Genomic DNA, 24906 nt, shown 5'->3' with positions numbered 1-24906 from the left:
GGGCCGCACGATCGGTGCTGGGCGGCACCGATCATGCGGGGTTGCACCGATCAGGCGGGTGCCGGGGCGAGCGGGACGGCCAGGGTCTTCAGCTGCACGTCCGGCGCGGCGGCCTGGACCGCCTCGGCCGGGATGTTCTGGCCCTTGGCGAGGGCGTTCTTGACGGCCATGAAGTCCAGCGGGGCATTGACGCAGTCAGCGGCGATGATCCGGCCAGTCCGGTAGTAGAGCACGGAGAACTTGCCGCGCTCGTCGTCCCGGCGCACCACGGTCTGGTCGAAGCCCATGGACAGGCCGGCGATCTGCAGCTTGAGGTCGGCCTGGTTGGACCAGAACCACGGGATGCCCGCGTAGTCCTCGCGCCGGCCCATGAGGGAGTACGCCGCGACCTTCGCGTGCTCGATCGCGTTGTTGACGCTCTCGAGCCGGATGCGCTCGCCGGCGGGGGAGCCGGGGACCGGGTTGGGCATGTTGGCGCAGTCGCCCACGGCCACCGTGGTGCCGTCCGAGGCGAGCGCGTGCTGGTCCACCACGATCCCGTTGTCCACGGCCAGGCCCATCCGCTCGGCCAGCTCGGTGTTCGGCACGACGCCGATGCCCACGAGCACGATCTGCGCCGGGACGACCTCGGGCTCTGCACCACCAGCGGCAGCCAGCTCGACGCCGGCGACTGCAGGAGCGCCGTCGTGCGCGCTACCGGCATCCGCCCGGCCGGAGCCCGGCACGAACCGGGTGATCTTCGCGCCGAGGCGGATGTCGAGGCCGCGGGCGCGGTGGGCGTCGAGGAAGAACTGCGCGGTCTCCTCGCCCACGGCGCGGCCCACGAGCCGCGGCCCGGCCTCGAGGACCACCACGTTCTTGCCCATCTTCTTCAGGCTCGAGGCGGCCTCGAGGCCGATGAAGCCGCCGCCCACCACCACGACGTCCGTGGCGCTGCCCACGATCGCCTTGAGGGCCAGGGCGTCGTCGGCGTTGCGGAGGTAGACGACGCCGGCAAGGTCGCCGCCGTCGATCGCGAGCTTCCGCGCCCGCGCACCGACCGTGAGGGCCAGGCGCTGGAACGGGAACTCGGCGCCCGAGGCCGCAACCGCGACCCCGGAGCCGTCGGGGTTCTTGCGGATCTCCGTGATCCGCTGGTCCTTGACGAGCGTGACGTGGTGCTCGTCCCAGTACTCGTTGGAGCGGAAGATGAGCGACTCGTTGCCCACTTCGCCCTGGAGCCACTCCTTGGAGAGGGCCGGGCGCTGGTAGGGGCGGTGGTTCTCCTCGCCGAGGAGCGTGATGGGCTCCTCGAAGCCGAGGGCGCGGAGCGAGATGGCCAGCTGGACGCCGGACTGGCTCGCGCCGATGATCAGCAGGCCGGTCTTCTCAGCCATGTCACACCTGCGTTTCGGGGGTGGTCACGTACAGGTCCATCCCGTCCGTGAGCTTGAGCTGGCAGGACAGGCGCGAGTTCTCCTCGCGGTCCACGGCGGTGCCGTAGAGCATCTCGTCCTCCATGGGCTCGATGGGCGGGAGCTCGTCGAGGCAGTCCTCGCGGACAAAGACATGGCACGTGGCGCAGGAGAGCGAGCCGCCGCACTCGGCGACGATGCCCGGCACGCCGTTGCGCACGGCGGTCTCCATGACGGAGTCGCCGGGGCGTCCCTCGATGTCCCGGACGGTGCCCTCCGCGTCGGTGTAGTGGACGGTGGTGGTCATTGGGGTGCTCTCCTGGGGTAGCTAGAGATCAGATGAACTGCCGGCCGCCGTCGACCACGAGGGTCTGGCCGGTCATGTACGAGGAGTCGGGGCTCGCGAGGAAGAGGGCGGCGCCCACGATGTCCTCGGGCTGGCTGGCCCGCTTGATGGAGCCGCGGTCCACGCCGTAGGTCTCGGCGTTCTCCATGAGCCCGTAGCTGGCCTCGGTGAGCGTGAAGCCGGGGGCGATCGCGTTGACGGTCACCCCGCGCTTGCCGAGCTCCTTGGCCAGGACCCGGGTCAGGGCCACGACGCCGCCCTTGGAGGCCACGTAGTGGGCCCACTGCTCGGAGCCGGAGTAGATCGTGGCGCTCGAGAGGTTGATGACGCGCCCGCCGTCGCCCAGGTACGGGCTGGCGGCGCGGGTCACGAGCCACGGGCCCTTGAGGTTCACGCCCATCACGAGGTCCCACTCGGCCGGGTCGATCTCCTCGAACGGGCTGCGGGTCACCGTCGCGTAGATCGCGGCGTTGTTGACGACGACGTCGATCCGGCCGCCGCCGAACTCGGCCGCTTCCGCGGCCATCGCCTCGGTGGACGCGACGTCGGTGACGTCGACCTTGAGCCCGAGCGCCTCGGTCCCGTGGCTGCGCAGGAGCTGTGCGGTCTCCTCGGCGCCGGCGGCGTTCACGTCCGCGACGGCCACCTTGTAGCCGCGGGAGGCGAAGCCGAGGGCGAAGGCCCGGCCGAGGCCCCCGGCCGCGCCCGTGATGAGCGCGAGCCGGGGACCGGACGTGGGGTTGGGCGACTCAGGCATGCGCCGGCTCCTGCGTGTGCTCGCCGTGCTCGTGGCCCGGCTCGCCGTGTGCGTGGCTGTGCGCGCCGGGCCCGGACACGACCGTCTGGGCGGCGGGGGCGGCGTCGAGGATCTCGACGGTGCCCTTCGTGCCGTCCACGCGGAGCATCTGGCCCGTGCGGATGGTCGTGGAGCCCGAGCCGGTGCCGGTCACGGCGGGGAGGCCGTACTCGCGGCACACGATCGCCGCGTGGCTCATCATGCCGCCGATGTCCGTGACGGTCGCGGCGATCTTGCCGAAGATCGGGCCCCAGGACGGCGCCGTGACGGTGGCGACGAGGATCTCGCCCTGCTGGACCTCGGAGAGCTGGTCCGCGTCGGTGACCACGCGGGCCGGGCCCTCCACCACGCCGGGGGAGGCGGCCATGCCGCGCAGGCCGCCGCCCTCCACGGCCTCGCCCTCGCCGAGCCACTGCTGCACCTGCTCGGTGGTGATGCCCCAGAGCATGCGGGTGAACGGCTCGGTGATGGAGGCCGGCGGGGTGTTGAGTGCGGGCTGGGGCCGGGCGGTCTTGAGCGCGTCCACGATGGCGCGGCGGCGCTCGATCTCCTCGGGCCAGTAGCTCGGGCCGATCGGCTCGGCGGCGCCCACGCCCCACCAGGTCACGAGGTCGAACAGCGCGTCGCGGACCTCGTTGCGGCCCAGGTAGAGGAGGTCGTCCGGCTGGGTCCAGAAGCCCTCGGCGTGGAAGACGCGGGAGAGCTCGCGGATCTTGCGCCAGAAGACGCCCATGGTCCAGTGCTCGATGTAGAAGTTGTGGTTCTCCACGTACGGGTAGCACTGGGCGGCCAGCCCGCGCTTGGCGTCGAACGCGGCGAGGTTGTCGCCGTCGAGCAGCTCGCGGTACTCCTCGACGATCCGCTCCTTCTCGGCGATGAGCGCCTCGACCGGGCGGAGGATCTCCTGCCCCGCGTCCAGCCGGGCGATGTAGTCCTTGATGTAGTTGAGCGGGATCTCCGGGTGCTCGTTCCAGTACTTGTCGTGGCCGTAGAAGCCGTTGCCCACGGTGAAGTTGAACCACGGATCGTGGGCTTCCTCCCAGCGCTGGATCCAGTGGTCACCCCCGGCGGAGGCGCGGATCGCGCCCAAGGTGGCGTCGGCGTCGTCCGCGTTCTCGAAGGCGGACTGGATGCCGAGCTCGACGGCGAGGGCGGCGAGGCCCTTGAGCTCGTCGTCGGGGCGGAACAGCTCCATGTCCACGCCCTGCACCATGGTGGCGATGGACTGGTCCGGGATGTTCGGGAAGACCTGCTTGCAGAAGTTGAAGAAGTCCAGGTAGGCGATGTACCCGAGGTTGAGGAACTCGAAGTGGTACTGCCAGTTCTGGTAGGCGAGCTGGATCAGGCGGTCGTAGTTGTCCAGGAGGACCTCGGAGCCGTCCTTGGCCTTGCCCGAGTGGATATCCTCGATCGGGACGATGGCCGGGGGCTTGGCGAAGGTGATCTTCTCCATCTCGTCGATGGTGCCCTTGACCTTGGTGTGCCACTGCTCGAGCAGGCGCGGCCAGTTCTGGAAGTAGTAGCCCACGCGCTCCTCGAAGTCCGGCACGCGCGCGGCGATCTGGTCCTCCGGCACCGGGATGGGGCTCATGTAGAGGTAGCCGAGGTGGATGCGGAACTCGATCCCGTTGGCGTTGGGGATCATGAGGTGGCGGGCGTTGTACTGGCCCAGGCACTTGACCGCGAACTCGCCGCCGATCGTCTCGAACGGCTTGAAGACGGTGGGCCAGTGCTGGCTGTCGCAGAACCAGAACTTGGCGTCCTCCTGCTCCTTGAGCTTGTCCTGGAACACGAGGTAGTAGGGGTACAGCTTCTCCCAGCCCTCGGCTCCGGCGGGGACCGGGAGCTCGGACGGCTTCGGGAAGGACTTCATCGACATTGGTGTGTCCTCTGCTTGTTCGGGCGAACGGAAGGGTCAGGCGGTGAGCTTGATGGAGCCCCAGCTGAAGCCGCCGGTGGCGGACGACGGCGCGGCGCCGGCTTGCGCGCTCTGGCTCACCACGGGCTGGGGTGCGGTGGCGGGCTTGGAGGAGTGCACGGTCTCGGGGCGGGCCTGCAGGAGCAGGAGGTTCTCGCCGTCGGGGAGGTCGGCGTCGAGGGCCCACTCGATGTCCTGCGGGGTCCTGTAGTGCTTCTCGGCGCGCTTGGCGAGCGTGGCCACTGCGGTGAGCTGCGCGTCGGTGAGGCAGCGGCGGGAGCGGCGCTCGGCGTCGACCTCGCGCTCCACGAGGCGGCGGGTGGCGGCGTCCGGGACGAGCTCGGCGTGCTTGTCGCCGAGGTGCTCGGCCACGAGGGCGAGCGTGACCTTGTCCAGGACGATGTTGTCCGGGGTGACCTGGCCCGAGACCACCATCTCGCCGACGCCGTAGGAGGCGTCGATGGTGATCTTGGAGCGGTCGCCGTTGGTGGGGTCGAGGGTCATGGCCACGCCGGAGGCCTTCGCGTTGACCATCTTCTGCACCACCACGGCCATGGAAAGGCCCTCGTTGGGGATGCCGTTCTTGAGGCGGTAGATGATGGCGCGGGAGGTGTAGAGGGAGGCCCAGCACTTGCGGATGTGCTCGCCCACCGCGTCGAAGCCCTCGAGCCACAGGTAGGTGTCCTGCTGGCCGGCGAACGAGGCGTCGGGGAGGTCCTCCGCGGTCGCGGACGAGCGGACGGCGACCGGGACGGGGGAGTCGAAGCGGGACTGGAGGGCCTCGTAGGCGGCGACCGTCTGGGCGCGGGCCTCGGCCGGGACCGGGCACTCCTCGATGCTCGCGCGGATGGTGGCGGAGACGGCGTCGACCTCGGCGACGTCCTCGGGGTTGAGGCCGGCGAGGAGCGCGTGGATCCGCTCCGTGATCTGGTTCTCCGCCATGAACGCATCGAACTGGGCGGTGGTGACCACGAAGCCCGGGGGGACGGGCATGCCCGCGGACGTCATCGTGACGAGCGAGGCGCCCTTGCCGCCGAGGTTCGCGAGGGTCGGCTCGGTGCCGCCGTCGAAGAACTGGATGTACTCGGTGTCCTGGAAGTGGGTGTCCTGCATGGTCTGCTCCATGGTTGTGGTCGGCGCGTTCATTCGGTCCAGCTCACGGGGACGGAGACGGGGACGCGGAAGGAGAGGTTCTCGCGGAACTCGATGCTCTCCGGGTCATCCACCGTGAGGTGGGGGAGCTTGGCCGTGGCCTCCTCGAGGGCGATCTTGGCCTGGAGCTTGGCGAGCATGTTGCCGAGGCAGTAGTGGATGCCGAACCCGAACGAGAGATGCTCGCGGGCGTTGGGGCGGGCGATGTCGAAGGTCTCGGGGTCCTCGAACTTCGACTCGTCGCGGTTGGCCGAGCCCATCACGAGCAGGATGCCGGAGCCCTTCGGGATCTTCACACCGCCGATCTCGGCGTCCTTGAGGGCCTTGCGGCGCCACGCCACGATCGAGCCGGAGTAGCGCAGCACCTCGTCGATGGCGCCGGGGATCTTCTTGGGGTCCTCGACGAGCTTCTGCCAGGTCTCGGGGTCCGCGGCGAGGAGGCGGAGGGCGTTGGAGATGAGCGTGGTGGTGGTCTCGTGGCCGGCGAAGAGGAGGCTGTAGGCCACCGAGGCGATCTCGTGGTCGGAGATCTCGGCGCCGTCCTTCTGGGCGGTGACGAGGTCCGCGATGAGGTTGTCGCCGCCCTCGGCGTGGGCCTTGGCGACGAGCGCGAGGCAGGCCTGCCAGTACTGGACGAGGTTGTGCGCGTGGGGGATCTGCTCCTCATCGCTGAGGTCGCCCCAGGTCATCGCGGCGCGGGAGTCGGACCAGCGCTTGTAGTCGTCCAGCTTGGCGAGGTCCTCGCCGATGAGGGTGAGGATGGTGATGGTGGGGACCTCGTAGGCGAGGTCCTTGACGATCTCGCCGTGGTGCGCGGCCGCGTCCTGGCCGCGGGCGATCATCGCGTCCAGGCGGTCGGCGACGTTCTGGCGGATGAAGGGCTCGAGGACCTTGAACCGGCGCGGGGTGAACGCCTTCTGCACGATGCCGCGGATGCGCGTGTGCTCCGGGGGGATGCGGGCGGAGAGGCCCGAGTAGGCGGTGAAGCCGCCCTCGTTCATGATCTGGGTGGCCTGCGGGCCGCGCTTGCGGACGGGGGCCTGGGCGTTCTCGGAGGAGAAGGTCTCCCAGTCGTCGAAGACGGCCTTGATGTCGTCGTAGCGGGTGACCACGAAGAGGTCGATCCGCTCGTCGTACATCACCGGCTCCTCGGCGCGGAGGGCCGCGTACGCCGGGAAGGGGTTCTTCATCTGGAACGGCTCGTAGCCGTGGTGGGTGGCGTTGTGAGCGGCCGACGGCGTCTGGCCGGCGCTCGCGGGCGCCGCACCCGTGTCGGTGCCCGCCTGGGCGCCGAACCCGAACGGGCAGCCCGTTCCCTGAGTCTCCAGTGACATCAGCACTCCTTGATCTGGTGGCCTTCGGCGCGGCTGGGGGCCGGGCCTGTGCGTCTTGTTCCAGTGTGGTCCTGGTCACCGACAAGTGTGCTGGGTCACCTTCCACTGGGTGGAAGTTAGTTGGTCAAGTTGAGGCCTTTGCACCCTCTACGGGCTGACCATCGTGTTCCGTTCTTGTGCTTGCCCCGCGTGCATTGGGGGGCGGCAACGACGAAATGTAGGGCCGACCAGCTTGAGAACTGGCGCTGCCTGGCTTGTCCCATCAAAGGCGTAACATCGCCTGGTGTCGAGACGGACGAAGTGCGACACATTGGCGAGACATCCTCAGCCCTAGGACTTCGTTGACTTTTCCGCGGCAGTGCGGGACGCGGGGGAGGGCTCGAGCCCGTCGACCGGCAGTCCCGTCGAAGGAACCATTGATTGCATATGGGCGGCGGCGCTTCTGTCTTGGGCACAGGGGAGGGGCGCCCCCTTGGGTGGGGGCGCCCCTCGTTGGTGGTTGGGTCAGTAGCCGGTCTTGCTGTTGATGCGGCCGTTGACGTTGCGGGGGCGGACGAGGCTCTTGCCGTCCTGGATGACGTAGTCGTTGCCCTGGCGGCGGGCCTGGACGTGGCTGTAGGTCTTGGCTCCGTCCTTGTCGCGGGCCTTGTTCCCGTCGAACTTCTTGCCGGCGTTGACGCCGGGGCCGAAGAAGATGTCCAGGATGCTCGGGTCCTTCTTGTTCTTCTTCATGTACATGGTCGTGCTCCTTGTCCTCCGGTTGGGCGGTCCGTGGTGTTCCGGGCCAATGCCACGATGATTCCCCGGGGATCCTTTCCGCCGCTGGCAGACCGGGGCCGCGGAGGGAAAAGCCCAAGGAAAAGGAACCTGGGGCCCTGCATGAGGCCGCGGCGGTGCTTGCGATGGCCGTCGGCGATGGGCTCGGAATCCGGCTTCGAGCCGTTGGGGCTGGTGCTTCGTCCGTCGTGCGTCGTTCTCAGGGGCGGCACGGGGATACGGCAGCGTAACCAAGCGGGCGATTCTGACTAGGCCAGGGCACAAAGGGGCGGGCCCCCTTCTTGCACGGGGGGCCCTTGGTGGGGGCGTCATTGCGAACTGACAACTGTCTCCTCCTGACCTGCTCGCTGGATCAGGTCTGGGTGTGGATGACGACGACCACGCGCCGGTTGGCAGCCGCCTGCGCCTCGCTGGTTGGGTTGGGGTAGACCGCGTCCTCGCCGCCCTTTCCGGTGACGGTGATGCGGCTGCCCTCGATGCCGTGGGCGGTCAGCCAGTCCTTGACAGCCTTGGCCCGCTGCCGGCTCAGGTCCACCCTGTCGTAGGCGGTGGGGCCTGTCGGGTTGACGTAGCCGGTGATAACCACGGGTCCGGCATGCTTGGTGGCGAGGTCCAGCAGGTTGTTGAGGGCTGGCGCGGCGGAGTCGAGGAGGGTGTGGCCCTCGGCGGCGAAGAGGACGTCGCCGCCGAGGGTGCCGGTGATGTCCGCGCCGGTGCGCTCGACCTTGATCTGGCTGGTGTCGGCAGGGGCGAGGGCGCCCTGCACTGGGAAGGTCGCGAGGTGGTCCTCCCAGGCGACGAGGGTTCCGCCGCACTTCTGTGCGTAGCGGGTCCAGAAGTCCTTGAGCCGGGCCGCCATGACGTCGTCAAGACCGGGGGAGGGCGAGACGGCGTAGATCCGCCAGTTCTCACAGTGCGGGATGAGGCCCTTGGCAGCGAGGGAGTTGATCGCGCCGACGGGGTCGGTGAGCGTCTTGGGGTCGGCCAGGTCCGTCCCGCCGCCGTGGGCGGTGAGGGGGGCGAGGAGCACGACGTCGACGGGCTGGGTGGAGGGATTGTGGGCTAGGTTGCCGGCGAGGGCATTCATGGCGTCGAACACATCCGGGGCCTTCGTGGCCTGGCCCTTCTTGAGGGTGTCGATGGCCTCGTTGACCCTGGCGGCCTTGCAGTTGAGGTCGGTGGTGCGGGCGAGGTTGTTGTTTCCCTGCCCGTCGAGGACGACGTTGCTGAGGAGGTTGGGGGCGTCGGGGCCGTCGGAGATGCCGTTGACGATGACGCGGGCCTTGGTGGTCTTGGCGGTGCTGATGATGAGGCCGGTGTCCTGGCTGTAGGGCTCGAGGGCGGCGCCCTGAGCGCCCAGGATCGCGATCGTGGGCGTGTCGGGGTTGATGGTCGGCTGGGGGAGGGGCTTGCAGTTCGAGGCGGTCCCCGTGAGCGGGGCATTGGTGGCGGCCGCCTCGGGCTGGGTGGTGGCACAGCCGGTGAGTGAGGCGGCCAGGACGAGGGCGCCAGCAGCGGCGACGGCGGTGCGGAAGCGGATGTTATGCATGGGTTTCCTTCTTTCGTTCTCAGGCGGTGGTGGGAGTTGTGGCGGTCAGGTGCAGGCCGATGGCGGCGGCGCAGAGCTGGGCGATCGTGGTGGCGACGGTCCGCACGGACAGGTCGTCGATGCGAGTGACCGATCCGAAGGGGACCGTGCGCCAGTCGGCTTCCATCTCGGGGCTGCACCCGTGGAGGGGGTCGATCAGGACGAGGTGGACGGATCCCGGTTGCAGGGCGTTGACGGCCTCGTGGGTGGAAGAGGTCACGGTCTCGATGCCGTCGGTCGGGACCCAGTAGAACGGGACCGTGTCGGCGGGCAGGCCCGAGGTGCGTTCCGCTGCGAGGCGCAGCGCGGCCGGGAGGTCGTTGCCGCCGAGGTTGACGCGGTTGCGGATCGCCTCCTTGAGCCTCTTGAAGTCCTTCTTGACCGGCAGGGGACCGACGGCCAGATGGCCCGCGGGGGCTGTCCCCCAGGGGAGGACCCCTGCAGTGCCGCCGCCGTAGCGGCGCTGCCACAGGAAGACGGAGAGGGCGACCGCACCGATGACGTCGTTCGGGTCACCGCCCCAGACGCTGAAGGTGGACCCGCTCCAGTCCGGGACGGTCTCGAAGTGGAGGCGGTGCGCCCGGGACCGGATCTCTTCCGGGCTCTCGCCGGCAAGCGCCGGGAGCGCGACGGGCTGGGCGGGGCCGGTCTGCCTGGGCGGACCGGGGATGTGGACGCCGCTGGTTTCCGGGCGGTCCTGGTGGAGGAGGCGGGTGCCGCCGACGGGGCGGCACCCCCTGTTGCCGTTCATGCGGTCTCCTCGTCGGTGTCGTCCTCGCCCTCGGCGGCAGGAGCGCTCTCTCGCACGGGCCGCAGCCGGGTCGCGGCGGGCCCCTCCTCAGCCGTCTCCTCGGCCACGGACTCGGGCTTCTGCCCGTCCTGGGTCGGCGCGTGCGGGTCCTCGTCGAGCTCGGGCAGGTTGAGCTTGTTGATCTCGACCTGGTCGATGCGGGCGCGGAGGCGGTCCAGCTTGGTGCGTGTCGTCCCGATGGCCCTGATGACGGTGTCGGTGTCCACCTTCTCGAAGGCGGGGATGGGCTTGACGCCGGTGATCAGGGCCAGGAGCTCCTTCTCGTTGTACTGCGGGGGCGTCTTGTGCTCGCTGAAGAGGCGCTCCTGGACGGGTTCCAGCTGGGAGAGGAGGTAGCGGCGCTTGTACGCGGAGGCCTGGAGCTCGGCGTTGGCAGCATCGGTGCTGATGTGGTGTCCGGTCTGGGCGATGAGGGCGTCTCGCTGGTCGATCAAGGCGTTGATCCGGCTCCCCGATTCCGTGACGGCGGCCGTCGCCGCGGTGCGCGCCGCCTCCGCGGCGCGGGCCTTCTTCTCGTTGCTCTTCCAGCGCTTCGCCTCCGGGTTGGCGTGGGCGAAGCCGAGCGCGATGGCCGCCAGGAGGATGGCGAGCTGGATGCCGAAGAACGCCGGGCCGCCGGTGTCGGCCCCGAGGGCCTTGAGGTACTCGGAACGGATGTAGCTGAGGGCGCTCACGCCGCCGAGTGCTCCGAGGAGGCAGACGGCGAGCCAGAAGACGTCGAACCGGGCAGGCCGGGGAAGCCTTGCACGGTCCGCCTCCTCGGCCTGGCGGCGGTTCTCCAGGGCGTACTCGATGCCGCGGAGGCGGTCGCCGACGGCCTCGCCGAGGATGACCAGGGCGAACACGGAGGAGAACGCGGCGAGGTGGAGGTCATCGGTGACCGCGATCCCGGGGAGCCAGGGACGGTCGGAAAGGCCGAGGGTCTGGTAGCCGAGGGTGATGAGGCTCCAGTCGCCACCGAACAGGGCGATCATCGCGACGGCGAGGATGAACGCGGCCTTCTTCGAGGGGATGGGCAGTCCGGTCGCCTTCATCCGGCGCTCCTGGAGGATGAGCTCGCGCTTGGCGGACTCGTAGTCGCTGTTCGCCTCGAGCGCGGCGGTCTCGGAGGACTTGAACCTGAGCCGCTCCTTCTCCAGGTCCGCGTCGACCTTCTGGAGGCCTCCGCGGGCGTCGTGGGAGATGACGCCGGTGGCCGCCTCGTGGCCGTGCACGAGGGCCTCGACGGCGTGGGGGTGGGAGTTCACCCCGACGACGGCGGGATCGAGGACACCGGCGGTGCCGTCCTCGTGCGCCTTGGCCTCGACATCCTGCTCGGGGATGCCGGTGTTGTACGCGCCGCCGCGGGACGTCGTGAGGGCAGTGGCCGGCCTGGTCCCCGGGAAGGGGACCGCCTGCGGGGTGGGCTTGCGGGGCCCGGGATACTTGAAGTTCATTTTGTTCTCCTTGCTGCTCTAGTGGGCGTATTCGAAGCCGGCCCGACGGAGGCTGGCGATGCAGTTCTTGATGGACCGGTGGTCGCTGGGGGTCTTGGCCATGCCGGCCACGACGACGCCTTCCCGCTCGAAGAGGAAGTGGCCGCGCCGGGTCTGGCGGATGTCGAATCCTTGGCCCTCCAGCTCCTTGCAGAGCTTGCGGATGTCCTTCTGCTTCACCTTCTGGTCTCCCTCTTCTCTTCGGGTGGGCGGGGTGCCCGCCTGGAAGGGCGGGCAACCCCGGTGGTCGGTCAGCGCTTCTTGCCGGTCTCGCCGGCCCGGCGCCGCGCCTCGGCGGCCAGGGCCCGCTCGCGCTCCTCGCGGCGGCGGCGCTCCTGCTCCTGCTGCTGCTTGCGGTACTCCTGGGCCCGCATCATGGCGGCCTCCTCCGCGCGGCGAACTTCAGCCGGCGGCAGCTGGTGCGGTGGCAACATGCCCATTGCTTCTCCACCTCCTTCCGTGTCGTTTCTTCCTCGGACGATGTCCATGCTGGAGGCGGCTGTCGTTCCCTCGCCCCGCACGGAAGGGACGGGAGGGAAAGAGCCAAGGAAAGCAGCGGCGGTGTCATGAAACTGCACGGCCGGCGAAGGTGCTGCGGACGCGGCCGGGCGCTGATACTTTCTCCTCAGCCGCCCGTCGGCGGTGCTGCCCGTGGTGGCGAACGAGGAGGAATCAGCGTGGGGACTATTCCGTACGAGTACACGGACGAACTCGAGGAGCTGGAGCACAAGCGCAAGCTCCTGCGTGCGGGCAGGCTGCCGCTGAAGCAGACTGGGGTGCCGTCACGAGAGGTGTTCTCCCTCGGCTCGGCCTGCGGGCCGGACACCGAGTGGGTCGAGATCTGGTCAGAGCTCGGGGAGCTGCTCAACCCGCTGTTCCTCTTCGCTCGCCGGCATGAGGCCGACAGCGGTCCGGCCTGGGCGGAGAAGCGCCGGCTGGCACTGGACTTCGCCGGTTCCGAGTCCCGGCTCGTGTTCCCGGGACTCGATCTCGGGATCCGCGGCCTCGCCCAGCACGTGAGGGGAGAGCGGGTCATCTCGGGGATCATCCGCACCGTCGACGAGCTTTTGACCGATTCGGGGGCCCTGGAGGCGGGCAAGAAGCTGAGCGGGAACTCAGGTCCTCTCGACGATGAGGACGCTGCCGCGTCCCGGAGCGCCCTGATGGACCTCCGGTGGAGGGTGCTCCAGCCAATGGCGCGGCTGGTGGGGGTTTCGGCCCGTCCGCCGGCGGGCTACGATGCCGCATCCGAGAGGGGGGCGGCCCAGGAGGCGAAGGACGTCTGGCTCAGGGGAATGCTGCAGCAGCAGCTGCCCATCCAGCGGCTGCCCGGGATCATGCTGGCGGCCAAGCAGATCGCACAGAATCTGCTCCCGGAATCAGTGCTCACCGCGACCTTCGACGACAACGGGGCCGATTCGTTCCTGAAGGACCTGAACGGCCTTCCGCCGAAGCTGGCCGAAAGGCTCGCGGGGAAGCCCCAGAAGCTCCTGGAACACCGCGCTCATGTCCGGGACCGTTACGAGTACGAGGAAACAGGCATCGAGGATCCTGGGACAACGGAGCTTGACCGGCTCGCCTTCCGGCAGCTGCTCAGCCCTTCCCGCGGGGAATCCCTCATCGTCCTCGCCCCCACCTCCAGCGGCAAGAGTCGTTTCGGTCATCTCGCGGTCGCTGTCGCAGTGAACCGCCGCAAGGCCGGGGGCCTCAAAGGCAACGTCATCGTCCTCGCCCCAACGAAAGCCCTCGTCAACCAGACTGCCCGTGATCTGCGCGAGCTGTTCGACGGCATTGCAGACGAGCCGTGGGAAGTCATTGAAGGCACTCGCGACCACCCCCAGCACGATGACCGGCTCAGGACCGGAAAATACGACGTCGCCGTCTGCATCCCTGAGAAGGTCACCGCGCTTCGCAGGCTTGGCATGTCGCTGCACGGGACCCCGCTCGTCGTCGTCGACGAGCTCCAGCACCTCGTCGACGAATCCCGCGGGCAGTCCCTTGAGCTGCTCATCCTCGAGCTGTTCCGGGCCCACCCCGAGCTCCGCTGGATCGGCCTGTCGGCATCCCTTTCGGAAGAGACGCGCCAACTCCTGGCACGCTGGTTCGACGCCAACGGGATCGCGGTCTCCATGCACGAGGCCGCCTTCCGACCGGTCCCCCTGGCAGTCGCAGCAACCGACGGGACCGACTACGAGATGGTCATTACCGGACGGGCCCCGGTCGTCCGCGCAGGGCGGCTGAGAAAGTCTGAGATCGCCCACCTGGTCAGGGCGTGGGGCGTCAAGGAGGTCAGGAAAATCGCCCAGGACTATGACCGCGTCCTGCGGGTCATCCTCACGCTCCTCCGCGAGCATGTCGAGGACGGGGAATTCGCCTCCACCACACCGTCCATGCTGGTATTCATGAACTCTCGCAAGAACGCCGAGAAGCTTGCGATGGCCTGTCAGCTGCTCATTGAGGAGAGCCTCGGTCTGGGGTGGCTTCCCGAAGATGCCGCCCCCTTCGTCAACGGCCGATTCCAGGCCCTGACAGGGGATACCGGCCGCAGCCCCGAGGAGCTTTACTCGGATCTGCGGACCATGCCCCCCAACCGGGTCTTCAAGGCGCTCGAGGCCGCTGCCCGTACCGGAGTCGGCTTCCACACCTCGATGCTCGACGGATTGGGCAGGGAGCTGATGGAGGAGGCCTTCCGCCTCGGCTACACACGCATCCTGTTCGCCACCGACACCCTCAAGCTCGGCGTGAACACCCCCACGGACATCGTCATCAACGCCGACATGCTCGTCTACTCCGGCGGCCACCAGCGCGTGCTGGACAAGGACGACGTGATCCAGCGACTCGGCCGGGCGGGACGCTTCCTGGTGACCCAGGGCCGCGGCACGGGTTACCTCGTCCTGCCCAGGGAGATCGCTCCCGACATCCGGATGAAGGACGCACTGGCAATCAGCACCGCCGAACGCACGGGACTCGGGGGCTCGCCCGAGGCGGCCGACAGCGCGGTGCTGTCGGCCCTCACCAAGATCCCAGCAGTCACCGCCCATTACCTCCAGGACTGGTCAGGGGGAGCCCACTACCTCCCGCCTTCGGAAGCGTCATGGCTCGGCGACGCAGCTCTCCAGGTCCTCTTTGGCGCTCCCGGCATGAGGCTCGAGGCGCAGGCTTTCGAGGCGGAAGCCCGCACCCTGTATGAGCGCTCCCTGGCCGGCCTCCACGGAGGAAACGAACCGCCCCGGGCCCTCCCGCCGCTCGAAGTACGGGGAGTCGTCGTCGTGGAGGGGGACACGGTCCGGCCGACCCGGCTAGGCAGGATCGCGGCCATCAGCTCCCAAGGGAGCAGCATCGTGGAGACCGTCAAGGAGATGGCCCAGGCGGCGGAGGAAGGGGCAGGGCCCTTCACGCTGCTCTACTTCGCCTGCCTCTCGCCTCTGACACGCAGCATCACCTTCCAGATGCGATGCCAGGACAACGCGACCCCGGAGCTGCGCAACATGGTCGCGGCCAGGGCGAAGGCCGCGACCAAGCTCAGCAGGGACGAGAACCCCATCTACTTCCGTGGGCAGAGGGCCGACCTGACGGACGTCATCGGGTCCGGAAGGAAGGCCGACGCCCTCCGGCTCCTGCTCGAGGACCAGAGCCTCGGAACGCATGCCACCGCGCTCCAGCTCACCGCCCTGTGGCGTGCCGCGGTCCTGCTCGGGTGGTGGGGCGCCAAGCCCTTCTCCGACTTGGAAAGGCTCGTCCCCTACAACAAGGTCTACATCGACGAGACCGACGCCCGCCAGCTGGCACAGATGGTCTCCACGCTCATCGACGCTGCTGGCGACTACCTGGGCAGTGCCCCGACCGACATGGTGTTCCGCAGCCTGAGCATGTTCGCCGCCGAACTCGAGAGCGGCCTCCCGATCGCCCTCGGGCCGCTCGTCCGGATGAACAACCGGGCGACCCACCGGGAACGGCTCCTGGGAATGGTGTCCATGCTGCTGGACGAGAGTGAGCAGTGGGACGACCTCGAGGAGCTGCTGGACCGGTACGTGGAGCGCTCGGGCGGGACCCCGCAAGCCGGCGCCTGGCAGCCACTGCGGGCCGAGCAGATCGAAGACATCCGGCAGCACCTGCACGAGCAGCGCCACCTGCTCGACGAGGCCGCCCTGACCATAGGCAGCAACTGGGCCGACAAGCTGATACCCCGGTCCTCCATGTACACCATGGAAGAAAACATCTGGAGGGTCGAAAGCGGAGAGGGTCTCCGAGTGGTCACCGAACTGGCCCAGAGCATGGGTCTGCATGCCGACCCGCTTCCCGGCGAGCTCCCCAAGGTCCTCCTGGAGATGCCAGACGGGGAATCAGTGCTCATCGTGGTCCCCCGCAAGCGGGTCGACCGAGAGATGATCCGCGGCGTCCTCGCCGACCTCGGGCAGGCCAAGAACGCGATCATCCTGGCGGTCAGAGGGGCCTCGGAAGGCGTCCTGCACCGCTCGCGCTTCCTCAGCGAACCCTGCGCCGTGGTCGCCCCGAGCCTGTTCCTCGAGATGCTCGCGCGCGTGTACGAGCGCTTCGCCAGCGACGATCAGGATCCCTTCTCCGCCGGCGACGAGTACGACACCGAGGGCTCCACCGCCCTGCTCGGCCGGCTCCTGGTCAACAACGCCCCGGTCCTCACACGCAACGACCTGGAGAACCGGATGGTGCATGACTTCCTCGCCGAGGACGTGGTTCTGGACGCCGTCTGACCTGTCTTGGGCACAGGGGAGGGGCGCCCCCTTGGGTGGGGGCGCCCCTCGTTGGTGGTTGGGTCAGTAGCCGGTCTTGCTGTTGATGCGGCCGTTGACGTTGCGGGGGCGGACGAGGCTCTTGCCGCCCTGGATGACGTAGTCGTTGCCCTGGCGGCGGGCCTGGACGTGGCTGTAGGTCTTGGCTCCGTCCTTGTCGCGGGCCTTGTTCCCGTCGAACTTCTTGCCGGCGTTGACGCCGGGGCCGAAGAAGATGTCCAGGATGCTCGGGTCCTTCTTGTTCTTCTTCATGTACATGGTCGTGCTCCTTGTCCTCCGGTTGGGCGGTCCGTGGTGTTCCGGGCCGATGCCACGATGATTCCCCGGGGATCCTTTCCGCCGCAGGGAGACCGGGGCCGCGGAGGGAAAAGCCCAAGGAAAGGACCACTCCCAGACCGACGGGCGTCGCTAATCTTCTTCTGAACCACCACATCCAATCAAAGGAACCCTTGACTGGACAGCGAGGCCATTGCCTCGTTGGAGCCCACTAGGAACTGCGTTCATCTGGGTCTTGCATACCGCTGGCTAGTTCGGAGTACTCGGGCATGTCTGGAAGATTCCAGGAGACAGTCGGAGGGAGATGGTCTGATCCCGATGTCCTAGACGCTAGGAGGTGCACCATGATCCCCTGATCGCCTTGGGGTACCAAGGTGACCTTTTCGTTTTGGGCGGATCCAGCCCGGATCCGGGCTGCTGCGGATGCTCCATCCTCGACTACTACATTTGGGTGGTAGACGAAGGCTGGGCCGAGGTCGATTGTGAGCCCTTGGAACGGGAACAAGAACGAGGGCAGTTCGGCAAATACAGCTCCGCCTTCGAGCAGGAGGTCCGTGAGTTCTGGCCTCAGGTTGTCGTTCAAGTTGACTGGGAAGACGGTTCCGGGCGGCATCCAGGTGGATCGTCCCTCGGCGAGGAGCCGGGCGATTCGGACCTGGACAACCTAGGCGCCGATGAAGCGTCCGTCGCCGCGGCCCTCGCGGCGGCCGAACGGGACCGCGAGCAGGCCGACCAGGAACGCCGCACCGGCAGGGACGAGACCGCCCAAGCGGTGGAGTTGATGGCCGAGGCCGACCGGGAAGACCGCGACCGCCAGCAGGACACGGACGAGGAGAACCAGCGCCCCGACGCGCCGGACGAGGCCGGCAACCTGTACGATTCGGCCGAGCGCCGTCAGGAGCTCGCCGTCAGCCTCGAAGGCCTCTCCGACCGCGAGGCTGTCCAGGCCCGTCTGAACGCCGACCAGGACCAGGCCACCCCGCCCACAGCAGCCGTCGCCAAAGCGCCCGGACGCAGCCCCAAGGCCCGCAAGACGCGCGGCGCCAGCGGCCAGGCGAAGCTCCTGCGGAAGGGCATCAGCCGCTAGGACCGGAAGGCAGCGGAAGGGTTGGTGCCAGTGGCGTTATCGCCCCTCCGGCTGCGCCAATCCGTTGGGCAGGACGACGAGCAGCCTTGCGGGACCTCGCTGCAGGGTCCACCGGTAACGGGGATATGGAGATGCGCAAAAAGGCCAGGGATGTGCAAAGGATGCGCGACCGAGTTCGAGAGGCATCAGCCAATCGGCGGGAATTGCACAGCGCCCCGGAGAGTCCCGAAGGTTACGCTTCCCATTTCATCATCACAATTCCGCAGCTTGCTCTTCCGCATGGTCACAATTGCAAGGCGCTCGGTGAAGTACTTGTGTGCCCATTCGAACTCGTTCCACTCGGGATCGAACCAGTATGCGCTGAGCCGTCCAAGAAGGGCGCAAATCCAGTCCGCAGCCTGAACTATCTGGTACAGGTGACTTTCTACCTGGAGTGGTGGCTCTATGATTCTCTTGCCCCGGGGATCTGAAAATATGAATCCGCCTGCTGATGCGAGCGCCTCAAGTCTGGATTTATCGTCAACTTCATCCAAGATGATCATGAGTGACTCCGCGCGATCGAGGCTGTCGCTGGCTCGAATCATCGTCTGAATCATCGCATTGTCGTAGCGGCTTCTGCTGGTTTCCGTGATAATTTCCGGGCCGCCCTTTGGCTTAAGCTGCCCGTAAAAGAATACGCGCCCATCCAAACTTTCAAGCTTATTAAATATGCGGTTCATCGCCGAACGCACTTGGGGATAGGTGCCAATATTCTTGGTGGTGAGTAGGGCGCTGCCCTTCTTTTCCCAGCGATTAGGGTGCACGCCGGATTGGTTGAGTTCCCACTGCAAGAGGTTATTCTTCAGATTGAAAAAGAATGATCCAAACTCGCGCACGCGATCGGCCGGAAGGACGATTCCTGCGAAGCCAAATACCGGATGAGTGCCGTACTTTCGGTCACTCTTTGACACGTACGGCCCGATGTGGCCAAACTCATCGAGGTAAGCGATATGCACGCTCTATTGAAACACGAAGGCCCACGCAATGCGTGGGCCTCGGAATTGGAGCGTCGGTGTACCAGCGCGTCCGAGATGAGAGTACCACGGGGGACGCGGAAGGCGAACGCCATAGCGTCCGCGCTCAGTGAGGTTGAGCTCGCCCTCCCCGTCGTTCGGTGGCTGAGGGGTGATCGCACATGTCTCGACTGCCCCGCGTGTGGGCCAGATGTCCGGTGGGGCCGGGCGCGGATGGAGGAGGACGACCGTGGAGGAGAGGATCCTGCGTCTGTTCGCGAGTGGTTCGCGGCCGAAGGGGATGGCCCAGAGCTGCGTTTAGAGGTCTGCCTCACTGGCCGATCTCTCCAGGGACTGGGCGATCAGCAGGAGCAGGTCTTCTCGGCCGGGGCGCGCGGCGAGCTGGACGGACTGCGGCAGCGATCCCCTCTGGATGATCGGGACGGTCATGGCGGGCCAGCCCAGCACGCTGAAGGGCGCGGTGAAGGCCGTCAGCGTTCCGATGACGTTCTCCCACCCGGCGCCGAGGTCGGGCGCTTCGCGCTGGTCCAGCCACGGTGCCTCGATCGGCACGGTGGGGAGCAGGAGGACATCGGTGTGCCCGACTCGTTTCTCCAGATCGTGGGTGAGGGAGCGGCGGCGCTCGAGAGCCACCAAGTAGCGCCAGCCCTCGATGCGTGAGGCCTTCTGGAGGCGTTCGAGGATCTCGGGGTCGAAGAGGTCGGCCGCTTGCACCATCCGCCGGTGTTGGATGGCAGACAGCTCGGGACCTTGGATGAGGGGGTACAGGTCCCCGAGCGCCTCGAGTTCCGGGATCTCCGCGGCGGTGATGTCGAAGCCCGCATCGCGCAGCAGCTCTGCAGTGTGGTCGGCCGCCTCGCGCTGTGAGGGCACCGCCCGGTCGGTGAGGCCGTTCCTGACCACGGCTATGCGGGGGTAAGGCGATCCGCGTCTGATGGGGCGTGGGCCGGGGCCCGCGGGAGTGGAGGCAGCGTCGGGGATGCGATCGCGTCCCATGCCGTGCGGAGGTTGTCGGCGGACTGGGCGATGGGCCCGACGGTGTCGAGGGTCGGGGCGACGGGGAAAACACCGCGGGTGCTCAGCCTGCCCGTGGTGGGGCGGAGGCCGTGGAGGCCGCACAGGGCCGCAGGTATGCGGATGGAACCTCCAGTGTCGGTCCCCAGGGCAACCGGGACGATGCCGGCGGCGACTGCGGCTGCCGAACCGGCCGAGGAGCCGCCGGCGATCTTCCGGGGATCGTGCGGATTGCGCGCCGGGCCGCCGAGGCCCCTGTCTCCCGTCGGCCCTTACGCGAACTGGTGGGTGGTCGTCTTGCCGATGATGATGGCGCCGAGGTGCCGCAGGTGCGCGACGACCTCGGCGTCGGCCCCCGGCACGTGCGCCTCGAAGTGCGGCGATCCCATGGTGGTCCTGAGTCCCGCCGTGGCGATGACGTCCTTGACGGCGACCGGGATCCCGTGCAGGGGGCCCCGGTCCTCCCCGTCGGCCAGCTCTCGCTGGGCGGCTGCTGCGGCGGCCAGGGCGCCCTGTCTGACCCCGGTCACGAAGGCGCCGAGCGCGGCGCCTGTCGATTCGGCAGCCGCCAGTGCGGCCTCGGCGAGATCAGGGGAAGTGGCAGTTCCCTCGCGCAGCCGACCGGCCAGGGCGCGAATCGAGGCACCGGCGAAGGGGCGGTTGAGATAGTCCTTATGGACGCCAGGTTCGCCCAATGGCATGGTGCCGGTCCTTCGGATTGTCTGGTGGAGCTTCTGGGTCAGAGGCTAGCGGGAGTGCGCGCTGGGTGCGGTTGGGCGCCTCGCCTGATGGGCGGCAAAGTGGGTGCTGTCTTCAGGCCGTGCCATCGCGAAGGAGGCTTGGTAAACGGGGCGGAGGGGGCAGCACTCTTGGCGCTGCCCCTCCTCCCTTCTTCTTGGTTTCAGTTAGTGGCCATGACGCGTCCGAGGAAGCGTCGGGTGCGTTCGTGCTGGGGCTGGTCGAAGACCTGATCGGCGGGGCCTTCTTCGACGACGACGCCCTGGTCCATGAAGACGACCCAGTCGGCGACCTCGCGGGCGAAGCGCATCTCGTGGGTCACCACGACCATGGTCAGGCCTTCGGCGGCGAGCTCGGTCATGACCTGGAGGACTTCGTTGACGAGCTCGGGGTCGAGGGCCGAGGTGGGCTCGTCGAAGAGGACCACGTCGGGGTTCATCGCGAGGGCGCGGGCGATGGCGACGCGCTGCTGCTGGCCGCCGGAGAGCTGGTGGGGGTACTTGTCGGCGTGGGCGGCCATGCCGACCTTGTGGAGGAGCTCTGTCGCGTTGGCCTTGGCCTCTGTGGGGGTGGCCTTCTTCAGGTGGGTGGGTGCGAAGGTGACGTTCTCGAGGACGGTCTTGTGGGGGAACAGGTTGAACTGCTGGAAGACCATGCCGATGTTCTCGCGGGTCTTGGCCAGGGCCTTGTCCGGGGCCGGCCGGGCGGCCCCGCTGGCGTCCCGGATGTACCCGACGGGCTTGCCGCGGTAGAGCACGTCGCCGCCGCTGATGGATTCCATGGCGTTGAGGGTGCGGATCATGGTGGTCTTGCCCGAGCCGGAGGGGCCGATGACGGCGACGACCTCGCCGCGGTGGACGGAGAGGTCCACGCCTTTGAGCACCTCGGTCTCGCCGTAGGACTTCCGCTCTCCCACGGCCTGCAGGACGACCTCGCCCTCGTGGGGGGTGCGTGGACGCTGGGCGGGGGCGGGGAGCTCGTCTGCCTTGGCTGCCGAGGCCGCGAGCTTGGCACGGTTGCCGCGGCGATTGACGTCGAGGTAGCGCTCGAGGAACTTCAGGCCCTGGTCGAAGACGGTGACGAGGAGGACGTAGAAGATACCGACGGCGAGGAGGGTCTCGAGGACCTTGAAGTTCTGGGTGTAGAGGCGCTGGCCCACGAGCAGGATCTCGGTCAGGGAGATGGCAGAGACGAGGGAGGTGAGCTTGATGATGGTCACGAGCTCGTTCCCGAGCGAGGGCAGCGCGACACGGAACGCCTGGGGGATGACGATGTTCCGCTGCACCCCGCTCCACGGGATGCCGAGCGCCCTGCCGGCCTCGCCCTGGCCGCCGGCGACGGAGGAGAGGCCGCCGCGGTGGATCTCGGAGATGTAGGCGGTCTCGGACAGGACCATGGCGATGAGCCCGGCCATGAACGGGGAGCCGACCACTGCACGGAGCTCGGGGATGACCTGCGGGGCGTTGTAGACGAAGATGAGCAGGACCAGCAGCGGCAGGGAGCGGAAGAACCAGACGTAGGCGCCGAGGACCTTGTGCAGCCAGGCCTGGCGGGACTGCCGGCCGAGGGCCACGAGCATGCCGAGCACGGTGGAGATGCCCCAGGCGAGGGCCGAGAGCGCCACGACGGTCAGGGCGGCGGACCAGAAGTCCTTGTCGGCGAAGAGGCTGAAGAAGTAGCCCCAGTCGAAGGCGAACTCGCTGGATGCCTGGGTGCTCTGCTTGCCGTCGTCGGTGGTGCCGAGGATGGAGGCGACCTGGGCCTTGTCCGCGGGGCCGAGGTTGTACTTGGCCAGGAGCTGCTGGTAGGTGCCGTCGGCCTGCATGGCGGCGATCCCGTCGCGCAGCTGCTGGGCGAGTGCCGGGTTGTCCTTGGCGACGGCCAGGCCCACCGGGACCGGGTAGAGGAAGGACTTGCTCGTGATCGCGAGCTTGCCGCCGGCGCTGTCGACGGCGGTCTTCGCCACGGCGGCGTCGGTGACCTGGGCGTCGACCTGGCCTGCGAGCAGGGCCTGGGTGCCCTCGGAGTCGGCGGTGAAGTCTCGGACGTCGATGGCGCCCTTGCCAGCGGCGGAGCACTGGGAGCTCGCCTCGCCGCGCAGCTTGTTGGCGACGTCGCCGCCCTTGATCACGGCCACGCTGTGCCCGCACAGGGCCGCGGCGTCGGGGGCCGGGGCGGCGTCAGCGCGGGTGACGATCGAGTTGCCGGTGGTGAAGTACGGGACGTAGTCCACGAGCTTGCCCCGCTCGGCCGTGATGTAGAGGGCGGAGGCGACGACGTCGAAGTGGCCCGAGCGCAGGTTCGTGATGAGCTGCTCGAACCGGGTGTCGACGAATTCCGGCGTGCGCCCGAGCTTGGCGGAGAGGGCCGTCATGAACTCGGGGTCGAAGCCCGAGGGCTTCCCGCCCTGCATGAAGGCGTACGGGGGATAGGTGAGGTCCGAGCCCACCTTGAGCGGCCCCGAGTCCGGGGAAGGCTGGGCGGCATCGGCGGCCGAGATCGGGCCGAGCGCAGCCGCGAGCCCGAGCACAGCGGCGGCCAGCGGCCGTGCTGCGCGCCTGAATGAGGTCCAAGTCATACGGCGAACCTAGCGATCGTTCAACGATTCAGTCAAGGGTTGTCGAACAATCTCAGTTGGAAATTCATCCTTTCCGCTTAATTTCAGGGACATTGCGGCTCACTCGGCCGTCCGGCGCGAGTCCTCTTTTTCGGTTATGCGTACATCGTTCAACGATCGGGTACAGTCGTGGCATGACGACGTCCCCGAGCCCGGCCTCTCCCGCCCTGTCGGCGGCGGAGGCTGTGCAGGTGTCCCTGCGGCAGAAGATCACCGAGGGATCGCTCCTGCCGGGTACCCGGCTCGTGGAGCCCGCCGTCGTGGACGAGTACGGCGTCTCGCGCAACACGGTCCGGGAGGCTCTCCGGCTGCTGGAGGCCGAGGGGCTCTTGACGTCGGTGCGCAACGCCGGCTACTCGGTCCGGACGCTCAGTGCCGCGGACATCCGGGACATCTACGCCTCGCGCCGGATCATGGAGACCGGCGCCGTGCTGCACAGCGCCTCCGCCGCCGACGATGCTCTCGAGGCCGTCGACGCCGCCGCGGAGCTGGCCCAGAGGGCTGTCCAGGCCGGCGACTGGTCCAAGGTCGGCACCGCGAGCCTCGAGTTCCACCGGGCCATCGTCGCCCTGGCGGGCTCAGAGCGGCTCAGCCGGTTCTTCAGCACCACCGCCGCCCAGCTGCGCCTGGCATTCGCGGTCATCCCGGACGAGAGCACCTTCCAGGTCCAATGGGTCGGCCGGGACCGGACGATCGCCGACCTCGTGCTCTCCGGCGCCCGCGAGGAGGCGGCACAGGCACTCGAGGCCTACCTGACAGACTCCGAAACCCAGATCATCGATGGGATCCGCGCGGCCGAGAGGCGCCGCGCCCTCGCCGAACGCTACGAGAGGACAGCATGAGCAACGACACCGTCGCGTCGCTGACTGACGCCGCCTACAAGGGCCCCGCCCTGGAGGTCGACAGGGACTTCTACGGGGCCATCGGGCGCGAGACCGCGTCCCGAACCCTCGTCGACTCCTTCCAGATCCCGATCCGCTCCGGAAAGGCCTGGAAGGTCCCAGCCGGGCACGTGTGCCGCATCCTCACCGTCGAGGGCCCGCAGGTGGGCGACCTCAACGTGTGGAACTTCAACAACCCGCGTGAGCGGTTCTGGGCAGCGCGCACCCGCCAGCTCCAGGCAGCCCACGTGACGACCTTCGACCGCCTCTGGTCGAACCTGCCGTACCTGCGCCCGCTGGCCACCATCACCGCCGACACCCTCGAGGACTACGGCGTGGACTCCGAGGGCGGCCGCGTCCACGACACCCTCGGCACCCGCTGCGACCCCTACGTGAACCGAATGCTCACCGGCGAGGACTTCGACTACCACTGCCACTCCAACCTCGTCCGCGCCGTAAGGCCGTTCGGCCTCACTGAGTTCGACGTCCACGACGTCCTCAACGTCTTCCAGTGCACCGGCCTGAACGAGCAGGACAAGTACTTCATGAAGGCCTGCCCCGCCCAAGTCGGCGACTACTTCGAGCTCTTCGCCGAGCAGGACCTCCTCATGGCCCTCTCCACCTGCCCCGGCGGCGACCTGTCCGTGCCCATGTGGGGCGAGGGCGCCCACGACCCCATCGAAGTCTGCCGCCCCATCGGCATCGAGGTCCACAAGGTCGACGACGCCCTCCTCGCCGAATGGGCGCCGCCCACCCTCCCCGAGTACGCAGGCGGCCACGCGCTCAAGGAGAAGCCCTGGGCCTGACCCCCTGACCTGCGCGAACGGCCCCAAGACTCAGATGGCGAGAAAGGGTCTCCTGTCCCGCCATCTGGTCTTGGGGCGCCGTGAAGCTGTGAGCCCCGATCGCCAAGGAGGGCG

General features: G+C 68.2%; 20 protein-coding genes and 1 pseudogene. 4 read left to right on the top strand and 17 right to left on the bottom strand.

The window, feature by feature from the left end; genetic code table 11:
• Positions 1 to 50: 50 nt before the first annotated feature.
• The 12 genes from ACYVKZ_RS08635 to ACYVKZ_RS08580 all read right to left on the bottom strand — a co-directional run bounded on the left by ACYVKZ_RS08635 (position 51) and on the right by ACYVKZ_RS08580 (position 11968).
• Positions 51 to 1376: an NAD(P)/FAD-dependent oxidoreductase gene (locus ACYVKZ_RS08635; RefSeq protein WP_460991741.1), complete on the bottom strand. Its 1326-nt coding sequence runs from the start codon at positions 1374 to 1376 to the stop codon at positions 51 to 53.
• Between the two features lies 1 nt (position 1377).
• Positions 1378 to 1701, bottom strand: coding sequence for a 2Fe-2S iron-sulfur cluster-binding protein (locus ACYVKZ_RS08630; protein WP_307007438.1), 324 nt, complete (start codon positions 1699 to 1701; stop codon positions 1378 to 1380).
• Between the two features lie 28 nt (positions 1702 to 1729).
• The gene (locus tag ACYVKZ_RS08625; RefSeq protein ID WP_460991740.1) at positions 1730 to 2497 is read right to left on the bottom strand and encodes an SDR family NAD(P)-dependent oxidoreductase; all 768 of its coding nucleotides are present in this window, start codon (positions 2495 to 2497) and stop codon (positions 1730 to 1732) included.
• The gene (locus tag ACYVKZ_RS08620; RefSeq protein WP_460991739.1) at positions 2490 to 4415 is read right to left on the bottom strand and encodes a PEP-utilizing enzyme; all 1926 of its coding nucleotides are present in this window, start codon (positions 4413 to 4415) and stop codon (positions 2490 to 2492) included. Before ACYVKZ_RS08620 ends, ACYVKZ_RS08625 begins: the two co-directional genes overlap by 8 nt.
• A 36-nt stretch (positions 4416 to 4451) precedes the next feature.
• Positions 4452 to 5567 (bottom strand): PEP/pyruvate-binding domain-containing protein, encoded by a 1116-nt coding sequence (locus ACYVKZ_RS08615; RefSeq protein WP_307007435.1) that lies wholly within the window; start codon positions 5565 to 5567, stop codon positions 4452 to 4454.
• A 29-nt stretch (positions 5568 to 5596) separates the two neighbouring features.
• Complete coding sequence (locus ACYVKZ_RS08610; RefSeq protein WP_460991738.1) at positions 5597 to 6940, bottom strand: cytochrome P450; 1344 nt, start codon at positions 6938 to 6940, stop codon at positions 5597 to 5599.
• Positions 6941 to 7444: 504 nt separating this feature from the next.
• Positions 7445 to 7678, bottom strand: coding sequence for a hypothetical protein (locus ACYVKZ_RS08605; protein WP_460991737.1), 234 nt, complete (start codon positions 7676 to 7678; stop codon positions 7445 to 7447).
• 391 nt (positions 7679 to 8069) lie between these two features.
• Complete coding sequence (locus ACYVKZ_RS08600) at positions 8070 to 9266, bottom strand: OmpA family protein (RefSeq protein WP_460991736.1); 1197 nt, start codon at positions 9264 to 9266, stop codon at positions 8070 to 8072.
• 19 nt (positions 9267 to 9285) lie between these two features.
• Positions 9286 to 10056: a hypothetical protein gene (locus tag ACYVKZ_RS08595; RefSeq protein ID WP_460991735.1), complete on the bottom strand. Its 771-nt coding sequence runs from the start codon at positions 10054 to 10056 to the stop codon at positions 9286 to 9288.
• Positions 10053 to 11552 carry a hypothetical protein gene (locus ACYVKZ_RS08590; protein ID WP_460991734.1) on the bottom strand — a complete coding sequence of 500 codons (1500 nt, stop codon included), beginning with the start codon at positions 11550 to 11552 and terminating at the stop codon, positions 10053 to 10055. The genes ACYVKZ_RS08595 and ACYVKZ_RS08590 overlap by 4 nt, the downstream gene beginning before the upstream one ends.
• Positions 11553 to 11570: 18 nt before the next feature.
• The gene (locus ACYVKZ_RS08585) at positions 11571 to 11771 is read right to left on the bottom strand and encodes a hypothetical protein (protein WP_460991733.1); all 201 of its coding nucleotides are present in this window, start codon (positions 11769 to 11771) and stop codon (positions 11571 to 11573) included.
• 71 nt (positions 11772 to 11842) lie between these two features.
• Positions 11843 to 11968 carry a hypothetical protein gene (locus ACYVKZ_RS08580; protein WP_460991732.1) on the bottom strand — a complete coding sequence of 42 codons (126 nt, stop codon included), beginning with the start codon at positions 11966 to 11968 and terminating at the stop codon, positions 11843 to 11845.
• A 300-nt stretch (positions 11969 to 12268) separates the two neighbouring features.
• On the opposite strand from ACYVKZ_RS08580, the gene ACYVKZ_RS08575 reads away from it, so the two are divergent.
• Positions 12269 to 16321: a DEAD/DEAH box helicase gene (locus tag ACYVKZ_RS08575; protein ID WP_460991731.1), complete on the top strand. Its 4053-nt coding sequence runs from the start codon at positions 12269 to 12271 to the stop codon at positions 16319 to 16321.
• A 63-nt stretch (positions 16322 to 16384) separates the two neighbouring features.
• Here ACYVKZ_RS08575 and ACYVKZ_RS08570 read toward each other — a convergent pair whose 3' ends face one another.
• On the bottom strand, positions 16385 to 16618 hold the full coding sequence (locus ACYVKZ_RS08570; RefSeq protein WP_460991730.1) for a hypothetical protein: 234 nt from the start codon (positions 16616 to 16618) through the stop codon (positions 16385 to 16387).
• A 355-nt stretch (positions 16619 to 16973) separates the two neighbouring features.
• Here ACYVKZ_RS08570 and ACYVKZ_RS08565 point away from each other — a divergent pair, with 355 nt between their 5' ends.
• Positions 16974 to 17723, top strand: a complete 750-nt coding sequence (locus tag ACYVKZ_RS08565) for a hypothetical protein (RefSeq protein ID WP_460991729.1) — start codon at positions 16974 to 16976, stop codon at positions 17721 to 17723.
• A 185-nt stretch (positions 17724 to 17908) separates the two neighbouring features.
• Here the strand turns inward: ACYVKZ_RS08565 and ACYVKZ_RS08560 are convergent, their stop codons facing one another.
• The 4 genes and pseudogenes from ACYVKZ_RS08560 to ACYVKZ_RS08545 form a co-directional block, all read right to left on the bottom strand.
• Positions 17909 to 18718 carry a DUF3800 domain-containing protein gene (locus ACYVKZ_RS08560; RefSeq protein WP_460991728.1) on the bottom strand — a complete coding sequence of 270 codons (810 nt, stop codon included), beginning with the start codon at positions 18716 to 18718 and terminating at the stop codon, positions 17909 to 17911.
• A gap of 315 nt (positions 18719 to 19033) precedes the next feature.
• Positions 19034 to 19639 carry an amidase family protein gene (locus ACYVKZ_RS08555; RefSeq protein ID WP_460991727.1) on the bottom strand — a complete coding sequence of 202 codons (606 nt, stop codon included), beginning with the start codon at positions 19637 to 19639 and terminating at the stop codon, positions 19034 to 19036.
• A 2-nt stretch (positions 19640 to 19641) separates the two neighbouring features.
• Positions 19642 to 20451, bottom strand: a pseudogene (locus ACYVKZ_RS08550) (amidase).
• Between the two features lie 200 nt (positions 20452 to 20651).
• Entirely contained in the window at positions 20652 to 23066 is a 2415-nt protein-coding gene (locus ACYVKZ_RS08545) for an ABC transporter permease subunit (RefSeq protein WP_460991726.1), read from the bottom strand.
• A 173-nt stretch (positions 23067 to 23239) separates the two neighbouring features.
• On the opposite strand from ACYVKZ_RS08545, the gene ACYVKZ_RS08540 reads away from it, so the two are divergent.
• Positions 23240 to 23947 (top strand): GntR family transcriptional regulator, encoded by a 708-nt coding sequence (locus ACYVKZ_RS08540; RefSeq protein WP_460991725.1) that lies wholly within the window; start codon positions 23240 to 23242, stop codon positions 23945 to 23947.
• A complete protein-coding gene (locus ACYVKZ_RS08535) occupies positions 23944 to 24792 on the top strand; it encodes an urea carboxylase-associated family protein (RefSeq protein WP_460991724.1) in 849 nt (282 codons plus the stop codon). Before ACYVKZ_RS08540 ends, ACYVKZ_RS08535 begins: the two co-directional genes overlap by 4 nt.
• Positions 24793 to 24906 lie beyond the last annotated feature (114 nt).

Source organism: Sinomonas soli (genome assembly GCF_054782415.1).
The sequence above is the reverse complement of the archived record's forward strand: the minus strand, read 5'-3'. Positions and strand labels throughout refer to the sequence as shown.

Coding starts and splice junctions, on each gene's coding strand:
- ACYVKZ_RS08620 (WP_460991739.1), bottom strand. CDS start 4,415: ATGTCGATGAAGTCCTTCCCGAAGCCGTCCGAGCTCCCGGTCCCCGCC.
- ACYVKZ_RS08590 (WP_460991734.1), bottom strand. CDS start 11,552: ATGAACTTCAAGTATCCCGGGCCCCGCAAGCCCACCCCGCAGGCGGTC.
- ACYVKZ_RS08580 (WP_460991732.1), bottom strand. CDS start 11,968: ATGATGCGGGCCCAGGAGTACCGCAAGCAGCAGCAGGAGCAGGAGCGC.
- ACYVKZ_RS08535 (WP_460991724.1), top strand. CDS start 23,944: ATGAGCAACGACACCGTCGCGTCGCTGACTGACGCCGCCTACAAGGGC.
- ACYVKZ_RS08635 (WP_460991741.1), bottom strand. CDS start 1,376: ATGGCTGAGAAGACCGGCCTGCTGATCATCGGCGCGAGCCAGTCCGGC.
- ACYVKZ_RS08605 (WP_460991737.1), bottom strand. CDS start 7,678: ATGTACATGAAGAAGAACAAGAAGGACCCGAGCATCCTGGACATCTTC.
- ACYVKZ_RS08600 (WP_460991736.1), bottom strand. CDS start 9,266: ATGCATAACATCCGCTTCCGCACCGCCGTCGCCGCTGCTGGCGCCCTC.
- ACYVKZ_RS08630 (WP_307007438.1), bottom strand. CDS start 1,701: ATGACCACCACCGTCCACTACACCGACGCGGAGGGCACCGTCCGGGAC.
- ACYVKZ_RS08625 (WP_460991740.1), bottom strand. CDS start 2,497: ATGCCTGAGTCGCCCAACCCCACGTCCGGTCCCCGGCTCGCGCTCATC.
- ACYVKZ_RS08540 (WP_460991725.1), top strand. CDS start 23,240: ATGACGACGTCCCCGAGCCCGGCCTCTCCCGCCCTGTCGGCGGCGGAG.
- ACYVKZ_RS08615 (WP_307007435.1), bottom strand. CDS start 5,567: ATGCAGGACACCCACTTCCAGGACACCGAGTACATCCAGTTCTTCGAC.
- ACYVKZ_RS08610 (WP_460991738.1), bottom strand. CDS start 6,940: ATGTCACTGGAGACTCAGGGAACGGGCTGCCCGTTCGGGTTCGGCGCC.
- ACYVKZ_RS08545 (WP_460991726.1), bottom strand. CDS start 23,066: ATGACTTGGACCTCATTCAGGCGCGCAGCACGGCCGCTGGCCGCCGCT.
- ACYVKZ_RS08570 (WP_460991730.1), bottom strand. CDS start 16,618: ATGTACATGAAGAAGAACAAGAAGGACCCGAGCATCCTGGACATCTTC.
- ACYVKZ_RS08595 (WP_460991735.1), bottom strand. CDS start 10,056: ATGAACGGCAACAGGGGGTGCCGCCCCGTCGGCGGCACCCGCCTCCTC.